The sequence below is a fragment of the Chitinimonas sp. genome, from assembly GCF_041904975.1.
GTDB lineage: Bacteria > Pseudomonadota > Gammaproteobacteria > Burkholderiales > Chitinimonadaceae > Chitinimonas.
The window spans coordinates 1-16,172 of record NZ_JAYRLZ010000084.1 but is presented as its reverse complement, the minus strand read 5'-3'; the positions used below and the strand labels follow the sequence as shown (position 1 = coordinate 16,172).

General features: G+C 61.7%; 15 protein-coding genes and 1 riboswitch. Of the genes, 5 read left to right on the top strand and 10 right to left on the bottom strand.

Annotation, left to right across the window (positions count from 1 at the left end):
* The first annotated feature begins 253 nt into the window (after positions 1 to 253).
* Positions 254 to 1,432 carry a CynX/NimT family MFS transporter gene (locus ACE3OH_RS10030; protein ID WP_374351481.1) on the top strand — a complete coding sequence of 393 codons (1,179 nt, stop codon included), beginning with the start codon at positions 254 to 256 and terminating at the stop codon, positions 1,430 to 1,432.
* Between the two features lie 8 nt (positions 1,433 to 1,440).
* On the opposite strand, the gene ACE3OH_RS10025 is transcribed toward ACE3OH_RS10030, so the two are convergent.
* Positions 1,441 to 2,007: a TMEM165/GDT1 family protein gene (locus tag ACE3OH_RS10025; RefSeq protein WP_374351479.1), complete on the bottom strand. Its 567-nt coding sequence runs from the start codon at positions 2,005 to 2,007 to the stop codon at positions 1,441 to 1,443.
* Positions 2,008 to 2,090: 83 nt separating this feature from the next.
* A riboswitch (yybP-ykoY riboswitch) is annotated at positions 2,091 to 2,197 on the bottom strand.
* A gap of 129 nt (positions 2,198 to 2,326) precedes the next feature.
* Between ACE3OH_RS10025 and ACE3OH_RS10020 the strand changes: the two genes are divergently transcribed.
* From ACE3OH_RS10020 to ACE3OH_RS10005, 4 genes are all read left to right on the top strand, one after another.
* Positions 2,327 to 2,878: a hypoxanthine-guanine phosphoribosyltransferase gene (locus tag ACE3OH_RS10020; RefSeq protein WP_374351477.1), complete on the top strand. Its 552-nt coding sequence runs from the start codon at positions 2,327 to 2,329 to the stop codon at positions 2,876 to 2,878.
* A gap of 512 nt (positions 2,879 to 3,390) precedes the next feature.
* The gene (locus ACE3OH_RS10015) at positions 3,391 to 3,873 is read left to right on the top strand and encodes a hypothetical protein (RefSeq protein WP_374351475.1); all 483 of its coding nucleotides are present in this window, start codon (positions 3,391 to 3,393) and stop codon (positions 3,871 to 3,873) included.
* A 524-nt stretch (positions 3,874 to 4,397) separates the two neighbouring features.
* On the top strand, positions 4,398 to 4,868 hold the full coding sequence (locus tag ACE3OH_RS10010) for a ricin-type beta-trefoil lectin domain protein (RefSeq protein WP_374351473.1): 471 nt from the start codon (positions 4,398 to 4,400) through the stop codon (positions 4,866 to 4,868).
* A 160-nt stretch (positions 4,869 to 5,028) separates the two neighbouring features.
* On the top strand, positions 5,029 to 6,174 hold the full coding sequence (locus ACE3OH_RS10005; RefSeq protein WP_374351469.1) for a PLP-dependent aminotransferase family protein: 1,146 nt from the start codon (positions 5,029 to 5,031) through the stop codon (positions 6,172 to 6,174).
* Between the two features lie 72 nt (positions 6,175 to 6,246).
* Here ACE3OH_RS10005 and ACE3OH_RS10000 read toward each other — a convergent pair whose 3' ends face one another.
* The 9 genes from ACE3OH_RS10000 to ACE3OH_RS09960 form a co-directional block, all read right to left on the bottom strand.
* Positions 6,247 to 7,026: a hypothetical protein gene (locus ACE3OH_RS10000; RefSeq protein ID WP_374351467.1), complete on the bottom strand. Its 780-nt coding sequence runs from the start codon at positions 7,024 to 7,026 to the stop codon at positions 6,247 to 6,249.
* A gap of 2 nt (positions 7,027 to 7,028) precedes the next feature.
* Positions 7,029 to 7,559, bottom strand: coding sequence for a hypothetical protein (locus ACE3OH_RS09995; RefSeq protein WP_374351465.1), 531 nt, complete (start codon positions 7,557 to 7,559; stop codon positions 7,029 to 7,031).
* The gene (locus tag ACE3OH_RS09990) at positions 7,553 to 8,089 is read right to left on the bottom strand and encodes a GNAT family N-acetyltransferase (protein ID WP_374351463.1); all 537 of its coding nucleotides are present in this window, start codon (positions 8,087 to 8,089) and stop codon (positions 7,553 to 7,555) included. The genes ACE3OH_RS09995 and ACE3OH_RS09990 overlap by 7 nt, the downstream gene beginning before the upstream one ends.
* On the bottom strand, positions 8,086 to 9,156 hold the full coding sequence (locus ACE3OH_RS09985) for a DUF1513 domain-containing protein (protein ID WP_374351461.1): 1,071 nt from the start codon (positions 9,154 to 9,156) through the stop codon (positions 8,086 to 8,088). Before ACE3OH_RS09985 ends, ACE3OH_RS09990 begins: the two co-directional genes overlap by 4 nt.
* A gap of 25 nt (positions 9,157 to 9,181) precedes the next feature.
* Positions 9,182 to 10,972 carry an ABC transporter ATP-binding protein gene (locus ACE3OH_RS09980; RefSeq protein WP_374351459.1) on the bottom strand — a complete coding sequence of 597 codons (1,791 nt, stop codon included), beginning with the start codon at positions 10,970 to 10,972 and terminating at the stop codon, positions 9,182 to 9,184.
* Positions 10,973 to 11,173: 201 nt separating this feature from the next.
* Positions 11,174 to 12,634, bottom strand: coding sequence for a hypothetical protein (locus ACE3OH_RS09975; RefSeq protein WP_374351456.1), 1,461 nt, complete (start codon positions 12,632 to 12,634; stop codon positions 11,174 to 11,176).
* An 18-nt stretch (positions 12,635 to 12,652) separates the two neighbouring features.
* Entirely contained in the window at positions 12,653 to 13,510 is an 858-nt protein-coding gene (locus ACE3OH_RS09970) for an alpha/beta fold hydrolase (RefSeq protein ID WP_374351454.1), read from the bottom strand.
* Positions 13,511 to 13,640: 130 nt separating this feature from the next.
* Entirely contained in the window at positions 13,641 to 15,074 is a 1,434-nt protein-coding gene (locus ACE3OH_RS09965; RefSeq protein WP_374351452.1) for an exonuclease domain-containing protein, read from the bottom strand.
* Between the two features lie 35 nt (positions 15,075 to 15,109).
* Positions 15,110 to 16,172: translocation/assembly module TamB domain-containing protein (locus tag ACE3OH_RS09960; protein WP_374351449.1), on the bottom strand; the 1,063-nt coding region annotated here is incomplete at its 5' end.

Below are 16,172 nucleotides of genomic sequence, written 5' to 3'. Positions count from 1 at the left end.
CACCATTGTCAGCATTGTCTGCGATCGCGGCGATCGCTATCTGTCGACCGGCGTGTTTCCTGATCAGTGATCAGGGCTGTGCGATTTGTGCGAGCGGCTTCAGCCGCGAAGCCGGGTCTTTTCCGGCTTCACGCCGACTCGGGCGAAACATGCCCGATGCGTGCCGATCAATGCACGGCTCGCCCGCACAGCAACCCGCTGCTTTATTCGCCCTACCCTGCTCGCACGTTCGAGCATCGCTCAAGGAAAGCACTTGTCTCTCCCTCGCAAACACCAGTCGCTATGGCTGCTGATCGCCATGGTGCTGGTCGGGCTGAACCTGCGGCCCGCCTTGGCCAGCGTTGCGCCGCTCTTGTCGGCCATCCGCTCCGGCGCCCATCTGTCGGCCAGCGCCGCCGGCCTGCTGACGACCCTGCCGGTGCTGTGCCTTGGACTGTTTGCGCCATTTGCGCCGCTACTGGCACGGCGTATCGGCGCCGAACAGACCATCTTGCTGGCGCTTGGCCTGTTGATCTGCGGCTTGCTGCTGCGGCCATTCAGCGGTCTGGGCGGGCTGTTCATTGGCACGGTGATGGCCGGCGCCGCCATTGGTATCGGCAATGTGATCCTGCCGGCCATCGTCAAACGCGAGTTTCCCCAGCGCCTGGGCGCAGTCACCGGGCTGTACACCATGTCGCTCAGCCTCGGGGCGGCCATTGCTGCCGGTTTGTCGGTGCCGGTACAGCAACTGGCCGGCAGCGACTGGCGACTCGGCCTCGCGTTCTGGGCCGTGCCGGCGGCCTTGGCGGCCCTGGTCTGGCTGCCGCAGCTGGCGGAGCACCGCGCGCTCGGCAATCAAGCCAGGCTGGGCAGCCTGTGGCGCAAACCCCTGGCCTGGCAGGTGATGGTGTATATGGGCGCGCAATCTTCGCTGTCTTACTGCGTGTTCGGCTGGCTGCCCACCATTCTCGCTGATCGCGGCATGAGCGCGCTGGCGGCCGGTTTCATGATGTCGCTGTCGGTGCTGATGCAGCTGATCACCGCCCTGACCGGACCGTGGTTTGCTACGCGCGGCCGCGACCAGCGGCTGGCGATCGTGGTCGTGCTGGGCATGACCCTGGCCGGTCTGCTCGGCTGCGTGTATGCGCCCATCGGGCAGGTGTGGTGGTGGGCCGTATTGCTCGGACTCGGGCAAGGCGGCACCTTCAGCATTGCCCTGACCCTGATCGTATTGCGCGCTCATGACGCCCAGGTGGCGGGCGAGCTGTCCGGCATGGCGCAAGGCGGCGGCTACACCATCGCCGCACTGGGCCCGCTCGGCGTAGGCCTGTTGCATGAATGGACCGGCCACTGGCATGCAGTGGCCGGCCTGTTCGTGCTGCTGAGCGCATTAGCCCTGGCGGCCGGGCTGGGCGCCGGCCGCAATCTGCAGATACGGGCCGGCGTGGACTGAGCCAGCAACTACATGCCCACACCCAGGGCGGCCAGCACACCCAGTAGCGCAAACAAGGCGGCGGCAATGCGGTGCAACACGGTAACAGGCAGCTTTTGCGCCATCCGGTCGCCTATCCACACCGCCGGCGCGTCAGCCAGCATCAGTCCGGTGGTGCTGCCGGCCACCACCCACACGAAGTCATGGTAACGGGCAGCCAGAGCCACCGTGGCGATCTGGGTCTTGTCGCCCATTTCAGCCAGAAAGAACGCCAGCACGGTGGCGCCAAACACGCCGAAGCGCTCGCTGATGCGTGCTTCGCCGTCATCGAGCTTGTCGGGAATCAGCATCCACAGCGCCATACCGATAAACGAGGCCGCCAGCAACCAGCGCAGCAGCTGTGGGCCCAGTTGCGCCAATAGCCAGACGCCAGCCGCGCCGGCCAGGGCATGGTTGATCACGGTAGCCGTGAAAATGCCTAGCACAATCGGTATCGGCTTGCGAAAACGCGCCGCCAGCACCAAGGCCAGCAACTGGGTCTTATCGCCGATCTCGGCCAGGGCGACCATGCCGGTCGAGAGTAAAAACGCTTCCATGGGATTTCCTTCGGGGCCGGCACGCAACCATGAACGCAGCTGCCGCGGCCCCAAGCCGGCTTGCTGCGTCCGTGGTCTTGCCAGGCAATATCGGGCGATATTGCTGCTCCAGCCATGCCGCTATGCGGCAAGTATGTTGACTGGTGCTTCCATCGGAGTGATGGATCGGCTACTCCCCAAAGACGGCGCGCATGGTAAACCATTGCCTTGCATTCGTCATCCGTTTGTTTCGACTATGCTGCTTGCAAGTCCTTGAAATACCGCCGTAACGCCGCTACCCTTCGCGCCTTTTTTGCTTTGGCTGACTTGGGAGAAAACAATGAACCGTGAAGAAATCGTCAAGGTCATGCAAGAGGCCGACTGCCTGCATGACGATGCCGAAGTGGCCGCCGCGCTGGACAAGATGGCCGGCCAGATCGCCGAACGCATCGGCGATCGCAGCCCCTTGGTCTATGTGGTACTCAATGGCGGCATTATCGCCGCCGGCCAGCTCCTGCCCCGTTTGCGCTTTCCGCTGGAAGTGAGCTATCTGCACGCCACCCGTTATGGCGACAAGACCCAGGGCGGCCAATTGCACTGGAAGGTCAAACCCAGCGAGAACATGCAGGGCCGCACCGTGCTGATCGTTGACGACATTCTCGACGAGGGCAATACCCTGGCCGCGGTGATCGACTATTGCCGCGAACAGGGCGCCTTGGAGGTCCTGACTGCCGTGGTCATCAACAAAAAACACCATCGCAAGGCCCGCCCCGGCATGACCGGCGACTTTGTCGGCCTGGAGGTGGAAGATCGCTTCCTGTTCGGCTGCGGCATGGATTACAAAGGCTTTTGGCGCAATACCCTGGCCATCTACGCGGTGCGCGGTTTGTAAACACCCGACACAGCGCTACCCCTGCCACGGCTGGCTATCTGCCAGCCGTGGCAGCATAGGGGCGGGGCAAGCGGTTCGTTCCGCCACGGTGCGCAAGCTCTGACCCAGCCGCAAGCATTGAAAAGCCGGCACAGCCCGGCGAAACCTTGGTGGCGCTTTTTCGCCTGGGTGCTGTCTTATTGCGGGCCAATTGGAATGCACCGTGGTCGCAGCGCCTCAAATTTCTTGCAAGGTAAGCGAACACAGCACTTGTCCATGCAGCCCATTCGGCACAATGCGTTGCGCTTCGATGCCGGAATTGATGCTAGCGAATACCCTTGGCTATTGAAAATGGGTACGCATCATGCTTGAACATAATGGCAGACCTGACTCCGAGACGATGGCCCACGCATTAATGGCCTCCGTCGCAGCGATCGCATGAGTCCGGAGGCACTTGCGAGAATGGACTTTGAAAGTAAAAAGGTTACGCCCAAGGTCTTGATACAGCCTAAATTCTCAGGAGGATTTGAACCATGCCATCTGTCGATAAACTGCCTGTCAATGCAGCACTTCAAATCTCGGCGGCCAACAACAGGGCAGAGAAAGTATCGGCCTCTTCATTCGCCATGCAATTCGACGCGGCATCTGCGCGAATTCGCGCCGAAGGTATTGCTAGTGGCAAGATGTTGAATGTCCCTGTTTCTGCGCCACGGAACCCTGATGAAATCGTAGGAAGATGGCTTCAGGCAATGAACAACTATCACCTTCAGAACGGCATGAGCACTGCGTCGGATATGGCCATTGGCCTGAACTTTATGATCGAAACAGCACAAAAACAGCAGTCGGATACCGCATCGTGCACAATTGACCCTCAAGCGCTAATCCTCGCCTCGATTCGTGGCGCCTCGAAGCGCGAAGGCGGCAAGGCCATTATTCAGGATGTGCAGCAATTCTTTGACAGCAACGGCATTTCATTTAATTTAACCGCCGAATTGGCGAAATTTACCCGAAGTTAAAATCAGCACCTTAGCTCGATTAGTCAGCGCATCGCCAAGCCATTTAAAAAATAGAATGGCACGGAGACTGTCAGTAAACCCATGTCTTCCTTTCCCGCATTCAGGCAATGAATGGTAAGTACGCAATACGAATTCTTGCAGTCTCGCGTCCATTTGGGTCAAGCGTTAATTGAGCATTGTCCGTAACCGGGTGAACACGGCAGTAGCAAAGCGCGTTGTATCGCATTGGGTAAATCGAAAGGTCGTTGCTAGAGCATAGCGTCGCTGCAAAGCCAGTCTGAAACAAAGCGATTCGCAGAATGTGCCATCCCGGATTTGCGGCGCCTGCAAGGCCCACAGCAGACTCGCCTCTTCGCCTTCGATCCATTCGGCTCCGACTTAGCGATTGCTTAGCAGGCTTAGCGTTGCTTACTGGATTCCCCCGGCAAAGCCATTAAGCTCTGCATGCTGGCTGCTTGCCATGCGGCGTCGACACGCGGCCGGCACTTTATCGATTCGCACATATTCAATTGAAAGCCGAAACCATGCTACGCACGCTTAATCCAGGCAGCCTTGCCATCAAAAACCTGTTTACCGTCTTGATTGGCATATTGATGCTGGGTATTGTCCCAGTCGCCGCCGATGAAATCATTGCCTTGGGCAAATGCCTCGATGTCGATCATCAGGGCACCGCCAATGGCACCCGGGTACAACTGTGGAGCTGCAACCAGACCAAGGCGCAAAACTGGATTCATATTCCGCGTACCGGTGAAATACGCGGCATGGCCGGAAAATGTCTCGATGTACAGAACGGCGACACCGACGACTACACGCCCGTGCAATTATGGGAATGCAATGGCACCAAGGCGCAGCAATGGTGGCTGGCCGATGGCGAGATTCGCGGCCTGGCCGGCAAATGCCTTGACGTCTACAACGCCGACACCCGCAACGGGACGCAGGTGCAGATTGTCGAGTGCAATGGCACCGCTGCCCAGCGCTGGCGCATTGCGCAGTAGCTGCCAGGCAGCGCCCTCGCCCTACGGCGGGACGACACCGTGAAAGACTACCGCCGCCAGTACAGTTATGGCGGGAACAATTTGCCGCTGTTCCTTGTGAATGGCGGCAATTTGCGTCATGGTTGCGCCGTCGTCACCCTATTCCGATAAGAGACAACCCATGTTTTCTGAACGTATCAATCGCTTGCAGGGCTCGCTGGTGCGCGAGATTCTGGCTGTTGCCAACCAGCCGGACATGATTTCCTTTGCCGGCGGGCTCCCAGCCCCCGAAGCCATGCCCAAGCTCGACTTCACCGGTCTGCCGGACAATCTGAGCCAATACGGCCCGAGCGAAGGCGAAAAGTGGCTGCGCGAGGCCGTTGCGGCGGAAATGAGCAAGAATGGCGTCAAGGTCGGCGCCGAGGACATCCTGATTCTTACCGGCTCGCAGCAAGGCCTTGATCTGTCGGCCAAGCTATTTGTCGATGAAGGCACGCCGGTCATGGTGGAAGCACCGACCTTCCTGGCGGCAGTGCAGTGCTACAGCCTGTATGGCGCCCGCTTTGTCGAGGTGCCGCTTACCGCGACCGGGGTGGACCTCGATGAGCTGGAACGCAAAGTGAAGAGCGAGCGGCCACGTTTTGCCTACCTGATTCCCACCTTCCAGAATCCGTCCGGCGTTTGCTATGACGAAGCGGCGCGCCAGCGCGTCGCCGATCTGTTCGACGAATACAACGTCACCTTGCTGGAAGACGAGCCCTACCGCGAACTGGTGTACGACCAGTGCGACCGCGCGCCGATCTGCGCCCGCCTGAAAAAGGCGTCGTGGATCCATTTCGGCACCTTCTCCAAGACCGCCATTCCCGGCCTGCGCGTCGCCTATCTGGCCTGCTCGCCTGACTTGATGCCGCATCTGTACAAGCTCAAGCAAGCCGCCGACCTGCATACCAATCGCCAGGGCCAGTGGGCCATGCACAAGCTGCTGACATCAAGCGACTACCCGGCCCATATCGCCCGCCTGCGCCAGTTTTACCACGGCAAGCGCGACATCATGGCCGCCGCGCTCGACAAGCATTTCCACGATATTGCCGACTGGGTGAAGCCACCGGGCGGCCTGTTCTTCTGGCTAAAGCTCAAGGCCAATATCGACAGCTATGACTTGTTGCAGCCAGCGCTGGATCGCAAGGTGGCCTTTATGCCCGGCAAACCCTTCTACGCCGTGCCACGGGTTTCCAATGAGCTGCGCCTCAACTTCAGCCATGCCTCGCCCGAGAAGATCGAGGAAGGGGTGAAGACCCTGGCCGAGGTGATCCGCGCCCATCTGTAATCATTTGCCGCAACAAGCACAAAGCCACCGCATGCGGTGGCTTTGTCGTTTTGGCGAACCGATCAGCGCGGATCAGTCACTCAGTTCGGACTTGGCGAATTCCACATCGAGCCGCTCCATTGCGTCCGCCGCTTCGCATTCGGCGGCCTCTTCATACAGCGCCGTCGCGTCTTTGACTTTTTTATTGCCATACATGGTCAACAAGCCATTGGCGTATTCGATACGGGCAATGGCCGAGCCGCTGATCAGCTCCAGCGCCTTCTGGTAATGCGCTTCGGCGGCATCCTTGGATACACCATAGGTAAGCGAGCCAACCATGCTACCTACCTTGCCGATGATCTCGGCGTGATAAGCGCCCAGGGCAATATGCGCTTCGGCATGGTCGGGCGCCAGTGCCAGGGTCTTGTCGAGGCTGGCCTTGCATTTGCCGGCCAGGCCTTGCGCCAGCGCCTTGGCAATCGAGATCGCCTGGCTATAACGGCCCAGCGCATAGGCATGCTGGTAATGGGCATTGATGCTGTTCGGGTATTCCTTCAGCGCCACTTCGGCGCGATCAGCCACTTCCTCGAACAGCTCTTTCTTTTCGTCCTCGTCCTCCACCAGATAGGTGGCGTAAATCGACTGTGCCTTGTTGGCCGCCGCCATGCCGGACGCGGTTTCGGCCTTCAGACCCAGGGCCACCGCATTCTGGAAGTCGCCACGATGGTAGGCGCGCCAGGCATCCTGGCTGGCCTCATCTTCCGGCCAGGGCTCCTGATCGCCAGCGTGCAGGCGCTCCCAGGCTTTCCATAGCGCATCACCCTCATAGGCAAAACCGCTGGCATCATGCGGGAAGGTTTTCCACTTGCTCATTGTTATCTCCTCGTTGGGTCTGGCCGACCATTATAGACACAGCCCGATTCTTTGGAGAACCGCACTGGTACAGGCAATGGCAGCTTTCCCTCTACATCGCACACCAGGTGTTCGCGCTCATCATCCCAGGCCATGGCGCTGATCTTCCAGCCATCGTTCATGCGCACCAGCTGGAAAGTCTTCACTCCCCTGCCTTGCCGGGCCTGCCCACCTGCCAGCCAGGACTTTTCGTAGCTGCACAGATGCTGGGCAATCTGGCCAAACACATCGGTGCGTCCCTCAAGCGGGTATTCGCGAAAACCACTGATGCCGCCACCATTGAGCAAGGCCTCGCGCGGCGCGATAAAGCTGGCCAGGTCATACACCTGCCGTTCAGCCCCGACGCATTTGACCATCAGGGCCTGCGGCAAACACAGGCTATGCAAGATGCCCAGATCGACCGGCGCGTCTGGCGTTTGCGAAAACGCCTGCAAAAAGCGGGCAACCAATGCTTCGATGGCCTGGCAATCGTCTGCTGGCGTTTCATTCAGCATATGGCTGCACCCGTATCGGTGAACTCGATCGCATACAAGCAGCTCGGCTCGGCAAAGCCGGTGTCTTCGCGCATACCCTGGTACACCAGCCCCAGTCGCTCCAGAATGCGCCTCGAGCCCAGATTGCTCGCCGAGGCAATGCCAAGCAGGCGCTTGAGCCCATGATCACGGCGACCATGCTCAAGCACCGCCTGCGCCGCCTCCAGTGCATAGCCCTGGCCGCGATAAGCGGGCAACAGCGCATAGCCGATATCCACATCCGGCAAGGTGTCGCGCCGGATCAGGCCACACATGCCGATCGGCACATCATCGGCCCGCCGCCCGATCCGGTACAGGCCAAAGCCATGCTTGGCATAGCTGGCCAGCAACACCTCGTCGATATAGCCACGCACCGCCTCCACGGTACGGATGCCGCGATCGCTGATATTGCGTATCCATTCCGGATCGTTGATCAGTTCCAGTACAAAGCTGGCATCGTCGTAGGTGACTTGACGCAATGCAAGGCGTTCGGTGCGAAGTGGCAGCATCATGCACGTCCTGCCGCAATCTTCTGGCACTCGCGTTCCCAGTTCCACACATGCGAACCGGTAATAAAGCTGTTCTCGCAGTAGGAACGGCCAACCAGGCTGAGCCCGTCTACCGAGAGCGCAACCACGGCCGCATTGTTGCCATAGGTGATTTCGAAATGCTGACCATCGGCGGTCAGGGTGACGCCGCGCGGACGAAGCAGCGATAGTGTCTTGACCAGGGCCTGGCTGTGCATATCCCAGATGCAGACCAGATCGGCATCCGGCGTACAGCTGATGGCATAGCGGCCGTCCGGGTCGATTGCCACGCTGAGTGTTTCGCCCTGCAAGCTTCTTGGAATGGCCGCGCCGGGCGATACGGCGTGCATCGCCTCGCCGGCACGGCGCAAGCTCACTCCGCCACTATGACTGGCGTCCAGGCCATCGCGTGGTGCCGATACCAGCGCCAGACCACCGTCGGCGGCTATGGCGAGATGCCCGGCATTGAATTCCAGCGTATCCAGTGTCATGCGCTCCAGCAGACGGCCGGTATCAACCTCGACATAGCACACGCTTGCCGCCTCGCCGAAACGACCCGAGCCGGCATTTGCCACCACCAGCACCTTGCCATCGTCGATCAGCAGGCAATCGTGCGGCTTGTGTCCATGGGTCGGAAATGATTCCAGGTAGTCGAGGCTATCGCCATCGCGCACCGAGATGGCGCCACTCAAGCCATCGAGCGCCGTCTCGGTGGCGAAGACCCGGCCACCATCCGCTGAAAACGCGCCATGGCCGTAGAAGTGATGGCCGGGTGCCGGAGCAATCGCTTGCATCTGCCGGCCGCTTGCGAGGTCAACCTCGCAGGCGCCAGGGCCGATCTTCTCGAATACCAGCACGCGGGTGGTGCAGCGCGGGTCGATGGCGATGCCATGCGGCAAGAAGCTGGTTGGAATGCCCGCAGGCTGACGGCGCGCCGTATCAAAGACACTCAGCAGATAGTGGGTCTGCCCGTTTTGCTGGTAGGCACCACCACCGATCAGGGTTCCCCAGGGCGGTGCCGCAGCGGCCAAATGAACAGGTGCAATCGACATGGTGCCTCCGTCGTGTACTGAAGAACTAGATTACGTGTGCCAGCGTTTGCCGCTCGCCGGTCTGCAAACGCCACAGCGCCGCATAGTTGCCATTGCGCGCCAGCAATTGCTCGTGGCTGCCGTTCTCCACCATGCGTCCGTCTTCCAGCACATGGATGCAATCGGCATGGCGGATGGTGGACAGGCGGTGAGCAATCACCAAGGTGGTGCGATTGCGGCTGACCACCTCGAGCGAGCGCTGGATGGCCGCTTCGGTTTCGTTGTCCACCGCGCTGGTCGCTTCGTCAAGAATCAGGATGGGCGGATTCTTCAGAATGGCGCGCGCCAGGGCCAGACGCTGACGCTGGCCGCCGCTGAGCTTCTGGCCGCGCTCGCCCACCCTTGTCGCGAATCCCAAGGGTAGCTTGTCGATGAATTCGGTGCATTCAGCCAGGCGAGCCGCCTCGGCAATGGCGGCATCGCTGGCATCGGCCACACCGTAGGCAATGTTTTCCGCCACCGTGCCATCGGTGAGGAAGGTGTCTTGCGACACATAGCCGATAGCGCGGCGCAGATCCTGCAGGTTCAAGTCAACGATAGGCTGGCCATCGAGCAGGATGCGGCCCGACTGTGCGCTGTAAAAGCGCAGCAGCAGCTTGATCAGCGTCGACTTGCCCGAGCCGGTCGAGCCGACAAAGGCCACCGTCTGGCCGGCAGCAATGGTCAGATCGATATCGCGCAGGGTCGGGCGCTCGCCATAGCTGAAGTTGACTTGCTCGAAGCGCAGCTCGCCACGCGCCTGTGCCACCGGAAAATGCTTGCCTTCATAGGGGATGGCGATCGGGGTATCGAGCACATCCATCGCCCGTGATATCGCCGCCACCGAGCGCTGGTACATATCGGCCACTTCGGCCAGACCGGTAAACGGCCATAGCAGGCGCTGGGTCAGGTAAACCAGCACCGAGAAGGCGCCCACCGCCATCTGCCCATGCAGGGTAAGCCAGCCACCATAGAGCAGAGCGGCCGAAAAGCCGGACAGGATGGCCATGCGGATCACCGGGGTGATGGCCGCGCTGAAGCGGATCGCCTGGGCATTGGCCTCGCGGTAGCCGTTGCTGGCCGCCTCGATATGGGCAACCTCGTGGTTTTCGGTGGCAAACGCCTTGATGGTGGCCAAGCCGAGCAGATTGTTATTGAGCCGCGCCGATACATCGCCAGCCGCCTCGCGCACCTTGGCATAGCGCGGCCCCAGCCGGTTCTGGAACCAGAAGGCACCGAACAGGATCAGCGGCACCGGCAACAGCGACACCAGCGCCACGCCCGGCTGCAGCACAAAGAACACCGCGCTGATCATGATCGATGAGCAGAACACCTGGATGATCTGGTTGGCGCCCCCATTGAGAAAGCGCTCCATCTGGTTGATGTCGTCATTGAGAATGGCCATCAGATTGCCGGTGCGCTGATTCTCGAAATAGGCCATCTCCAGCTTTTGCACATGGCGGTAAGCATCGAGCCGCAGATCGTGCTGGATATCCTGCGCCAGCTGGCGCCATTTGAGCTCATACAGATACTGGAACAGCGATTCACCGCCCCAGATCAAGGCATTGAGCACACCAAGGAACAAGAGCTGGTGCCAGGTACTGCTGATACCGAGGCCATCGAGCACCCGGGTGGCCAGAAAGCTCTGATCGCCCTTCACCACCACATCGACGGCGATGCCGATCAGCACCTCGGGCAGGATGTCGAAAAACTTATTGAGAACCGAATACAGGGTGGCAATGCGAAAGTCGCCGCGATAGCGGGCGGCATAGGCAAGCAGGCGTTTGAGTGGATGCATGGATAATCGCTGCGTGGTGCAAAGCCGCTACCATAGCGCATTTGCCGGGCATGCCGGCAGATACAGTAGGGCACGGTGCAGCTAGACACAGCACCGGCCGGCACGACACATGCAGCAAAGCCGGAGGCGGGCGACAACAAGGCGTCATGCCAGGGCTTGCCGCCAGTGCCGCCCACCGCATCCAGGCGCCAGTGACAATGCTCAGTGCGCCTCCTGATAGAGGGTGCAGGTATAGCGCCATAGCGCCGGGCCGAGCTGGTCGATGCTGGCCGGCAATAAGGCCAGGGTCTGCTCGCCCAACTCGGCAAAGCATCGCTGGCCCAGCGCCAGCTGATCGCTATCGATCAATAAGGCGAGGCGGTAGCTATTGGCGGGCCCCGGATGCAGATACACCGCACGCCAGCTCTGCCCGCTCTGGCTGATCACCCGCGCCGGGTCGGCCTCCTGGGCCAGCCAGCGCACCACGATGAACCAGCGGCCGTCCGGCTCCGGCTCGGCGCGAACCGGCCGCGCCAGCCACCAGCGACCGCCGATGCGCAAGGCAACAACGCCGGGGTGAAATAGCGGCACCAGCGCCTCGTCCACCAGCATGCTGGCCCCGCCCTCATCCGCATCGTCCAGCTTTACCTGGCTGATCAGCGGGTCGTGTGCAGGCAAACGGGCGGTTTTCTGCCCAAGCAGGCCACGTATGCGCATCCAGTCAAACGCCGCATGCGCCTGCTGGTTCTGGCGCAGGGCCGGATTGCGCAAGCGGCCGGGCTGGCGGGTCCAGGCGTCGATCAGCTTGTTGATCAGGCTGGCGGCATCGACCACCCCGCGCAGCCACGGCGGAGGATGGCCGGCTTGTGCATCGAGCGCCAGCGCCTCGGCATGCTTCACCACCTCGTCCACCCCGTAGTAAAGATGGGTGCCGATTTCACCGGCGCCGGCCCAGCCCACTACCCGGCGGGCCAGGCCGGTGTCGGGCGTCAGCAGCAGCGGCGTGGCATAGTGAAAATCAGCAGCCAGCACCAGCTTGGGCGCCAGCTGGTTGATGATGCTGGCGCCAGCGGCGACCGACTGCTCGCCCAGCAGGTAAAAACTGTCGTGCACCAGCAGCAGATACGCCAGCGACAAGGCGGGCTCGCGGCTGGCAGCCTCCGGCTCGGCCGCGAGTACACCGCTGGCCAGCAAGGCATCGTAGAGACTGCATATGCCGTCCCAGGCCAATTCGGCATGGCAGTCGAGCAGCGCTCTCGCCGTATGGGCGCAGCCCAGCCAATGGAAATAGCCGGTGGCCCAGGCCAGCAAGCTGCTGCCGCGTCCGCCGCCGCGCTTCACCTCAGCCGCCGCGCGCAAGGCCTCCACATAGCAGGCATGGGCCAGCTGGTCGGCCAGCAGGGTGAGTCGCTTGCCGCTCAGATCACGGCGCACCGGGTTGTCCTCTCCGGCGGCCAGTTCGGCCAGCGCACGCGTCACCCATTGCTCGGCAGCCGGGGTAATGGCATCTACCCAGCGCTGTGCCGCAGCACTGCCCGGTGAATTGGCCAGGCCATCGCGCAGCAGGCTGTACAGGGCGTCGAGCACCACCATGCAGGGCTGGCCATCGAGCCGCTCCAGTGTTGCTGCAATCAGCTTGGCGGGCGCATCTGCCTGCAGGCCGGCGAATAGGCGATCTAGCATGATTCCGACCCGCGCTCGCTAGGCACCCAGCAAGAAGTCGCTGACCACGGCAATCTGGTCGGCATGCAGGAAGGTCGGCGCATGGCCCACACCGTCGAAATCGACCCAGCGTGCGCGCGGGCCGCGTTCGCTCATGGCGCAGGCGGTTTCCACCGTCAGCAGGTCGGAGAGTGCGCCACGCGTGACCAGGGTCGGGCAGGCAATCCGGTCGTAGAACGGCCAGAAGTCGCCGATCTCCGGCATCTCGGCCAGCTGCCGGAACGGAACGCCAATGCCCGGATCGTAATTCAGGCGCCAGCCATCGCCATCGGCCATCAACACCACATCGGTCAGATAGGCCCATTGCGCATCGCTGTGCGGTCCGAAGGGCGCCGACACCAGGCGTACATAGGCCTCGGCCGCCTCGCGGCTGGGAAAGCGTGGCGCCTTGCCCACGTATTCGGCAATGCGTGCCAGCGCCACCCGCTCCAGATTCGGGCCGATATCGTTCAGTACCAGGCGCTCGATCGGTGTGCCGGGCAAGGCGGCCAGCACCATGCCGATCAGGCCGCCCATCGAGGTGCCGACCCAAGAGAGCGAAGCCGGCTGCAGCCTGGCAATCAGCACCAGCATATCCTGCACATACATCGGAATCTGATAGCCCATCGGGTCACGCAACCATTCGCTGGCCCCGCGCCCCACCACGTCCGGCGCCACCACCCGGAATTCAGCACTCAGGCTGTCGGCCAGCTGGGCAAAATCGCGGCCATTGCGGCCCAGACCATGGGCACAGATCAATACGCGCGGATTGGCCGGATCTCCCCATTCGCGATAGGCCATCCGGTACACCCCGCATTGCCGACCGACCAGAACCTGCGACTGACGTGGTTCAGACATGATGAACTCCCCCCTTGTGTTGGAACGTATCACTATAGCGGCCCGACGCCGATGCAGGCGCGCAGCCATGCATCGGCTCCAGGACCGCAGCAGTGCGCTTCGCCGTGGCAAGCTACCGCAAGGCAGTCCATTACTGCTGCGCTTCGCCCGGCATGGGCAATACCGTCAGACTGACAGCGCCCGCCAGATGTTTGCTGAGAATCTTGTAGATATCGGCATCAAACTCTGCCGTAGCGGGCGCTTCGAGAAAATCTGCCAGTGCCGCTTCGCTGGACACTGTCGCCAACAGGCGCCAGTGGTCGATGATATGCCAGTCGCAGGCGCTGCTCGATGCCTCCTGCTCGCGCAGCGCCACCCGGCCGCGGTAGGGCCAGCGTTTGAGCTTGATGCGCGCCAGCACCGCGCACAGCCTGGCTTGATGGCTAAGCAGCGTTTCCTTGCCGATACAGGCGCCACGGCAGCGGCCGACCTGCATGCCGAAGCATGGCGTGCCAACGCGACGGCTGGCGCGATCGAGCCCCATGACCACCGTACACAGCTTGTTGGCCTCGGCCATCTTGCGCAAGGCATTGCTTGCTTCGCGGCTGCTGTGATAGAGACCGAACAGATCATCGCTGCGAGCGAAATCGTCGGCATCGGCCATCTTCAGCTGCGGTTGGGCGCTGCCATCGGCACTGGGTGAATACTGCCAGGCGCACAGCTGCTCCAGCTTGCGCAGGCGCCGATTGTGCAAGGGCTGCAGCGATTTGACCAGCTGCGCCTCAAGCAGCAAGGCACCCAGCTCGCCGGCCGTGCTACGCCAGTCGATGCGCTTCACCTGCTGACCAAGGCGCGCCTCCTTGGCGGAGCGCAGATCGGCAGCAAAATGGCTGAGCACGCGCTTCTTGATGTTATTACCCTTGCCGATATACAGCGGCAGATCATTCTCGCCATACAGCAGATACACGCCATGGCAGTCCGGTATCGCGTCGATCAGTTCCGGGTCAAGCCCGGCCGGCAGGCTTGCTTGTCGGCTGACTTCGTCCAGCGCTGCCGCCAACTCCTCGGCGCTGCGTTCGCTGCGCAGCTTGTGCAAAAAGCGGTAGATCAGCCGCGCATCGGTGAGGGCGCGATGTCGCTCGCCCTCTACCGCCAGACCATTGCGCTCGGCCACGATATCGAGATTGTGCTTGTACTCGCCGGGAAACAGCTTTTTCGACAGCTTGACCGTGCACACCACCTTGGCGCGGAATTCGCAGCCAAGGCGGCGAAATTCGTTTTTCAGAAAGCCATAGTCAAAGCGGGCGTTATGGGCGACAAATACCCGGCCGCGCAGGCGCTCCAGCAAGCCTTGCTCAGCCAGCTCGGCAAAGGTGGGCGCATCGCTGACCATCTGGTCGTTAATGCCGGTCAGCTGCTGGATAAAGGGCGGAATCGGCGTCTGTGGATTGACCAGGCTGCTCCACTCGCTCACCTGCTCACCGTCCCATTCAACGATGCCGACTTCGGTGATGCGGTCGCGTTGCGCATTGGCCCCGGTGGTTTCCAGGTCAACAAAGACAAAGGGCTGTTCAAAACTCAGCATGTGTTGTTCATTTCCAAGGCGCCACGCGCCATCAATCAGAAAAGCCAGGAATACAGTATATCGACGGCACTGGTCTGGCCGGCAGTCAAGGCCAGCGAAATGCGCCGGCTCAGCTGGTAGCTGAGTTTGACCGCATAGCCGACGCTATCGAGGCTCTGCTCATAGCTGACATAGGCGCGGTCGGATAGCCGCTTGCCCAATGTCACCACCCGGCTGGCCAGGGCCGGATTGCTGGCGCTATTGGCCACCCCGGTGGTCGAGCCCGGCAGACTGCCGGTGCCGACATTGCCGGTGTCATTGCTGCTGGTGTAGGCGGTGGAGCGGCCGACACTGATATCGTCGAGCCCGAGGCTGCCGGCCAGCTGCTGGCGCAGGCTCACCGACTGGCCGGCACTGAACAGCGCTTCGCCGGCCGCCAGCAGCACATCGGCATCGCCGCGCGCGGTAGTGGCGGTGCTGCCATGGCCCAGCACCAGCCACGAGAGTTTCTCGCTATCGGGCATGGCCTGGTCAGAGAACAGCGAAATCTGCGGTGCCAGCAAGGTGCCGCCCATCTTCACCCCGACCGCCACCGGCAGATTCTTGCGTTCGGCCAGTAAATCGAGCGCCGGATTGTCGATCGGCCCCTGGAAGCTGACGATGCCATGGTTGATCGACAGATTCTGCCCATAGGCGAGGTAGCGCCCCTCCTCTACCTTGAGCGCGCCGCTGGCGCCAAGCCGCTGGTTCGGGCTGGCAGCCACGCGCAACAGGCCGCTGAGGCGCGCCTCCACCCCCTGGCTTTTGAACTGGAAACGATCACCGAGATCGAGATCGAAACGCAGATTCATTGGCGGCGGCTTGTTGGCGCTGCGGCTGCGTTCACTGCGGCCGACCACCAGCACATCGTCACCCAAGGCGCTGGCACGCCGCCCCTGCAATTCGAACAAGCCTTCGTCGGCACGCAAGCGCCCGGTAAGGCCCAGAGTCTGCCCTTCCACCGACAGGGTGGTTTCGCCGGAAACGGTGAGATTGCGATCCGGCCGGGTCAGGGCACCAAATTGCCGGAACCGCACGGTCAATGCGCCTTCCGGGCCCGCCTCGCGCAACGATAGGAAC

Excerpts from the sequence above, each read along its gene's own strand:
- ACE3OH_RS10025 (WP_374351479.1), bottom strand. The coding sequence starts at position 2,007 with ATGGAAGCGTTTTTACTCTCGACCGGCATGGTCGCCCTGGCCGAGATC.
- ACE3OH_RS10020 (WP_374351477.1), top strand. The coding sequence starts at position 2,327 with ATGAACCGTGAAGAAATCGTCAAGGTCATGCAAGAGGCCGACTGCCTG.
- ACE3OH_RS10015 (WP_374351475.1), top strand. The coding sequence starts at position 3,391 with ATGCCATCTGTCGATAAACTGCCTGTCAATGCAGCACTTCAAATCTCG.
- ACE3OH_RS10010 (WP_374351473.1), top strand. The coding sequence starts at position 4,398 with ATGCTACGCACGCTTAATCCAGGCAGCCTTGCCATCAAAAACCTGTTT.
- ACE3OH_RS10005 (WP_374351469.1), top strand. The coding sequence starts at position 5,029 with ATGTTTTCTGAACGTATCAATCGCTTGCAGGGCTCGCTGGTGCGCGAG.
- ACE3OH_RS10000 (WP_374351467.1), bottom strand. The coding sequence starts at position 7,026 with ATGAGCAAGTGGAAAACCTTCCCGCATGATGCCAGCGGTTTTGCCTAT.
- ACE3OH_RS09995 (WP_374351465.1), bottom strand. The coding sequence starts at position 7,559 with ATGCTGAATGAAACGCCAGCAGACGATTGCCAGGCCATCGAAGCATTG.
- ACE3OH_RS09990 (WP_374351463.1), bottom strand. The coding sequence starts at position 8,089 with ATGATGCTGCCACTTCGCACCGAACGCCTTGCATTGCGTCAAGTCACC.
- ACE3OH_RS09985 (WP_374351461.1), bottom strand. The coding sequence starts at position 9,156 with ATGTCGATTGCACCTGTTCATTTGGCCGCTGCGGCACCGCCCTGGGGA.
- ACE3OH_RS09980 (WP_374351459.1), bottom strand. The coding sequence starts at position 10,972 with ATGCATCCACTCAAACGCCTGCTTGCCTATGCCGCCCGCTATCGCGGC.
- ACE3OH_RS09975 (WP_374351456.1), bottom strand. The coding sequence starts at position 12,634 with ATGCTAGATCGCCTATTCGCCGGCCTGCAGGCAGATGCGCCCGCCAAG.
- ACE3OH_RS09970 (WP_374351454.1), bottom strand. The coding sequence starts at position 13,510 with ATGTCTGAACCACGTCAGTCGCAGGTTCTGGTCGGTCGGCAATGCGGG.
- ACE3OH_RS09965 (WP_374351452.1), bottom strand. The coding sequence starts at position 15,074 with ATGCTGAGTTTTGAACAGCCCTTTGTCTTTGTTGACCTGGAAACCACC.